The following is a 4,416-nucleotide window of genomic DNA, read 5'->3' on the forward strand; positions in this document are numbered from 1 at the left end:
GGATCCGCGCCACCCGCTGCGGATCGGCCTCCAGCTCGCGCAGCACCGGCGCCGGGTCGCCCTGCAGCGGCACCAGCGCATCGGGCCAGTCGAAGGCGTCGTGATATTCGGCGCAGTCGGGCGCCGACCCCAAGACCACGGCCCCGCCCGCCGCGCCCTCGAAATAGCGCGTGGTCAGCACCCGGTCCCTGGCCACCGACTCGCGCAGCGCCGACTTGTCGCCCGGATCGAAGGACAGGTAGTAGCGGCTGCGCTTGATCATCTCGGCGTTGAAGCGGCGAACCTCGCTCCAACTGTCGCGCATCTCGAAATTGGTCCAGACGTCGTAGTGGTAGTGCCAGCCATGCTCCTGCACGATGGCCAGCAGCCGTTCATGCAGCTTGGGGTCGCGGCGGCCGAGGCAGCAGAGGTCGATGCCCCGTTCCGGCTGCGAGGCGAAGGGCGTGGTCATCAGGCAGTCGGTCGCTGTGGAAAGCTGGGTGATCGGCGTGCTGGTGTACCGCGCGAGCTGGCCCATGCTGGAGCCGTTCAGCACGAAGACATGGTCGAAGCTGTCCATCAGCCGCAGCTTGTCCTTCCAGCGCCCAAAGGTGGAGGAGAAGGTCTCGAGGATGAACAGCACCGCGATGCCGGAGCGTTGCCGCCAGCGGCGGATCTGCTCGATCTCCTCGATCTCGTAGATGAACTGGCAGGTGTAGAAGGTGACGTCGTAATCCTCCTCCAGCTTCACCGGCTCCATCCGCGGCACGTATTTGCCCTGCAGCCGGCGCAGCTTGGCGTCGATCCGGTCCGAGAGCGAGGGCGGCCGGCTCTGGTTGTTCTTGTCGTAGAACCGGTCGCGGGGGGCCAGCACCGTGGTCGTCTCCAGTTCGGAAACCACATCGGCGAATTCGAAGGGCACGCCGCTCCAGGGCCGGGCGTCCATGTTGAAGGTCGATATGAAAAGGCAATTGCGGGCGGTCATCGTCGAAATCCTTCGGTCTCAAAATAGGGCTGTGCGAACCTGCCGATCCGTCCCCCGCCGGAATGGGCGGAGCTTCGTCGTCGCGGATCTGGCAGCAGCAGGAAGCGTTCGGACCCCGGGCTGCGGCAGGACAGCAGCGTTGGGGACCTGTGTCGGGAGCGATGCTCACTGCGAGGGTCCGGACGTAGACTGGCAGGCAACTCATCGAGGCAATACCCCGTCACTGTTACACACTCTCCCTGTCGCGCAAGGGGATTCCGCCGCTGTGGGCCAGAGAAACGTCGCGGTAAATTACTGAGGTTGCAGGAACATTTTCATATCAACTTGGGGTTGCATGGTTTCGCCGCGCTGCCCCTCTCAGGGCAAATCGGGGGATGTCGCCGCCGCCGGAATGCAGAAGGGCGCGGCCCGCGGCCACGCCCTCCGATCACCCTTGCCGGATGATGCGCTCAGCCGGTGACGCGCCAGATCGCGTCGCCCACGTCGTCGGCGACCAGCAGCGACCCGTCCGGGCCGATGGCCACGCCCACTGGGCGGCCGTAGGAGACCTTCTCGTCCGGCGCGAGGAAGCCGGTGAGGATGTCGCGCGGCAGGCCCGAGGGCTTGCCATTCTCGAAGGGCACGAAGACCACGCGGTAGCCGCGCAGGGTGCTGCGGTTCCACGAGCCGTGCTGGCCGATCACCATGCCAGCGGGGAAGCCGGGCAGGGTGCCCGCCGGCATCCAGCAGAGACCGAGCGACGCGGTGTGCCCGCCGAGCGCATAGTCGGGGCGGATCGCCTTGGCGACCATCGCCGGGTCCTGCGGCACGCGGTCGTCGACCGTCTGGCCCCAGTAGCAATAGGGCCAACCGTAGAAGCCGCCGTCCTGCACCGAGGTGAGGTAGTCGGGCGGCGTCTCGTCGCCCAGCCCGTCACGCTCGTTCACCACGGTCCAGAGCGTCTCGGTGGTCGGCTCCCAGGCCATGCCGACCGGGTTGCGCAGGCCGCCGGCGAAGATGCGCGAGGCGCCGGTTTCCAGATCCAGCTCTTGGATCGCCGCCCGGCCTTCCTCCACCGCCATGCCGTCATCGGCGATGTTGCTGAGCGAGCCGACCCCGGCATAGAGCTTCTTCCCGTCGGGGCTGGGCAGCAGGCTGCGCGTCCAATGACCGGCGGGCTTGAAGCTGACGAGCTTCCTGCCCTCGCCCTCCAGCCGGGTCGCGCCCTCGGTGTAGGGGAAGGCCAGCACGCCGTCGGTGTTGCCGACGTAGAAGGTGTCGCCGACCAGCGCCATGCCGAAGGGCTGGTTCAGCCCGTCCTTGTAGACATGCCGCACCTCGGCCACGCCGTCGCCATCGGCGTCGCGCAACAGGGTGATCTGGTTCGGGCTGACGCCCGAGGCGGCGGCGCGCTTCATCGTGCTCTGCATCGCGTAGTCGAAGACCGACTTGATCCCGCCCGGCTCGGACAGCGCCTCGGCCACCAGCACGTCGCCGTTCGGCATGGTCTGGATCCAGCGCGGATGCTTCAGCCCCATGGCGAAGCCGTTCACCTTCAGCCCGGGCGCGGCGACCGGGGTGCGGCCTGCCTCCCAGCCCTTCGCCGTCGGCATCTTCAGCGTCGGGATCGCCTGCGGCTTGGCGGGGGGGATCGCCGGCGCGGTGCCCATCGCCTGATCGGCCTCGCCCACGCCCCAGCGCCGCTTCAGGATCAGCGCCGCGCCGACCAGGGCGACCCCGCGCGCGAATATTCCGGAAAGTGCCATATGTCCCTCGCATTGTTCGCGCCCAGCTTATCCCAAGCCGCAGCGCCGGGAAACCGCCCGTGGCGGGGCGGGGATCAGCGCGTCTTCGGTTTCAGCTTCTGCACCCAGGCTTCGGCGGCCCGGGCGATCTGGTCCTGTACCTGGCGGTGCAGTTCGCGCGGACGGCGGAACGGGTCCTCGATGCCGCGCGCGCCGGTCCACTGGTCGAAGAGCATCGTCTTGCCTGACAGCTGCGGCGCCATGCGGATGATCTCGGCCCGGTGCCGTGGCTCCATGGCGAGGATCAGGTCATATTCGCGGCCGAGTTCGGCGGTGAACTGCCGCCCCTTGTGCCCCTCCAGCGACAGGCCGCGCTCGGCAGCGACCTCGCTGGCAAGCGGATCGGCGGCATGGCCGACCAGCGCCCCCAGCCCGGCGGAACCGACGGTGATCCCCTCGAGCCCCGCCGCCAGCAGCCGCTCGCCCACCGGAGAGCGGCAGATGTTGCCGACACAGACCACGAGCACCGAGTTGAACATCAGAGGTCGTCGGCGGCCTTGACCGTGGTGATGCTGGGCAGCAGGCTGGTGATCAGGCGGTTCCAGCGGTAGAGCGGCGCCGTCGTGACATAGATCACGTCCTGCGGGTGCAGGGTGAAGCGGGTGCCCAGAAGGAAGGCCGTCGGGTTGGAGGCGTCGAGCTGGTAGACGGTGATGCCGGCATCCGTGTCTCGGAACACGAAGATGCCGCGCGCGTCGGCCTGGTCTTCCTTCAGCCCGCCCACCCGGGTCAGCGCCTGGGTCAGGCTGATGTTCTCGCGGGTCAGGTCGATCGTGGTGCCCTTGACGATCTGGCCCAGCAGGTAGGCCTCCTTCAGCGTGATCCGTGGCACGTTCACCACGTCGCCGCTCTGCAGCGTCGGGTTGTTCGAGGCGAGGCCGCGCTCGAGGAAGGCCTGCAGGTCGACGTTGTAAAGGGCGCCGCCGCGCCGCAGCGTCACGCCCGAGGGATCGGCGTCTTCGGTCAGGCCGCCGGCGGCGTCCACGGCCTGCAGCAGCGTCACCTGGGTGGCGGTCAGCGGCTGGCGGTTGGGGGTGTTGACCTCGCCGGTGATCGAGACCGACTGCGAGTTGTAGCCGACCACCCGCACCTCGACCTGCGGATCGGGGATGTAATCGGCGAGCTTCAGCTTGAGGTTCTCGCGGATCGCTTCCGGGGTCAGGCCCTTGGCCGGGATCTGGCCCACGAAGGGATAGAAGAAGGTGCCGTCCGCCTGCACCCTGAGGCCCGACTGCTCGGGGGTGCGGTTCTCGCCGGAGGGCATGGTCAGCTCGGGGTGGTCCCAGACCACCACGTCAAGGATGTCGCCGGCGCCGACGCGGTAGTTCCAGCTGTTGCCGCCCGGAACGTTGGTGGTGCCGCCGGCTAGCTGCCGCTTGGCGCTGTAATTGCCGATGTTCTGCGCGGTGAGCGGGATGACGGTGACGCTGGTCTGCAGCTCCTCGACCTGGCGCACCGGCTCCTTCTTCACCGGGAAATAGGTCTTGGTGAAATCGCAGCCTGCCACGAAGGTGCAGGCAAGGCCGATCAGAAGCCAGGATCGCATCGGTGTCACCCCTCAGTTCGCCGCGCAGCACATGCTCTTCCGGCGCAACGTCCCCGGAAAACCGGGCATCCCGACATTGCCTGCGCGAGGTCTGGATAATTAAGAAAAAATCGAAAATCCAA

The 4,416-nt window shown here is 67.7% G+C and carries 4 protein-coding genes; all 4 read right to left on the reverse strand.

Annotation, left to right across the window (positions count from 1 at the left end):
- On the reverse strand, positions 1-964 hold a 964-nt coding region (locus C5F48_RS22090; RefSeq protein ID WP_107665898.1), incomplete at its 3' end, for a glycosyltransferase family 1 protein.
- 449 nt (positions 965-1,413) lie between these two features.
- On the reverse strand, positions 1,414-2,709 hold the full coding sequence (locus C5F48_RS22095) for a PQQ-dependent sugar dehydrogenase (RefSeq protein ID WP_107665899.1): 1,296 nt from the start codon (positions 2,707-2,709) through the stop codon (positions 1,414-1,416).
- 74 nt (positions 2,710-2,783) lie between these two features.
- Positions 2,784-3,227, reverse strand: a complete 444-nt coding sequence (locus C5F48_RS22100) for an arsenate reductase/protein-tyrosine-phosphatase family protein (RefSeq protein ID WP_107665900.1) — start codon at positions 3,225-3,227, stop codon at positions 2,784-2,786.
- Positions 3,227-4,294 (reverse strand): polysaccharide biosynthesis/export family protein, encoded by a 1,068-nt coding sequence (locus C5F48_RS22105; protein ID WP_107665901.1) that lies wholly within the window; start codon positions 4,292-4,294, stop codon positions 3,227-3,229. The genes C5F48_RS22100 and C5F48_RS22105 overlap by 1 nt, the downstream gene beginning before the upstream one ends.
- Between the last annotated feature and the right edge of the window lie 122 nt (positions 4,295-4,416).

The organism is Cereibacter changlensis JA139, assembly GCF_003034985.1.
In the GTDB taxonomy this organism is placed as follows: Bacteria; Pseudomonadota; Alphaproteobacteria; order Rhodobacterales; family Rhodobacteraceae; genus Cereibacter; species Cereibacter changlensis.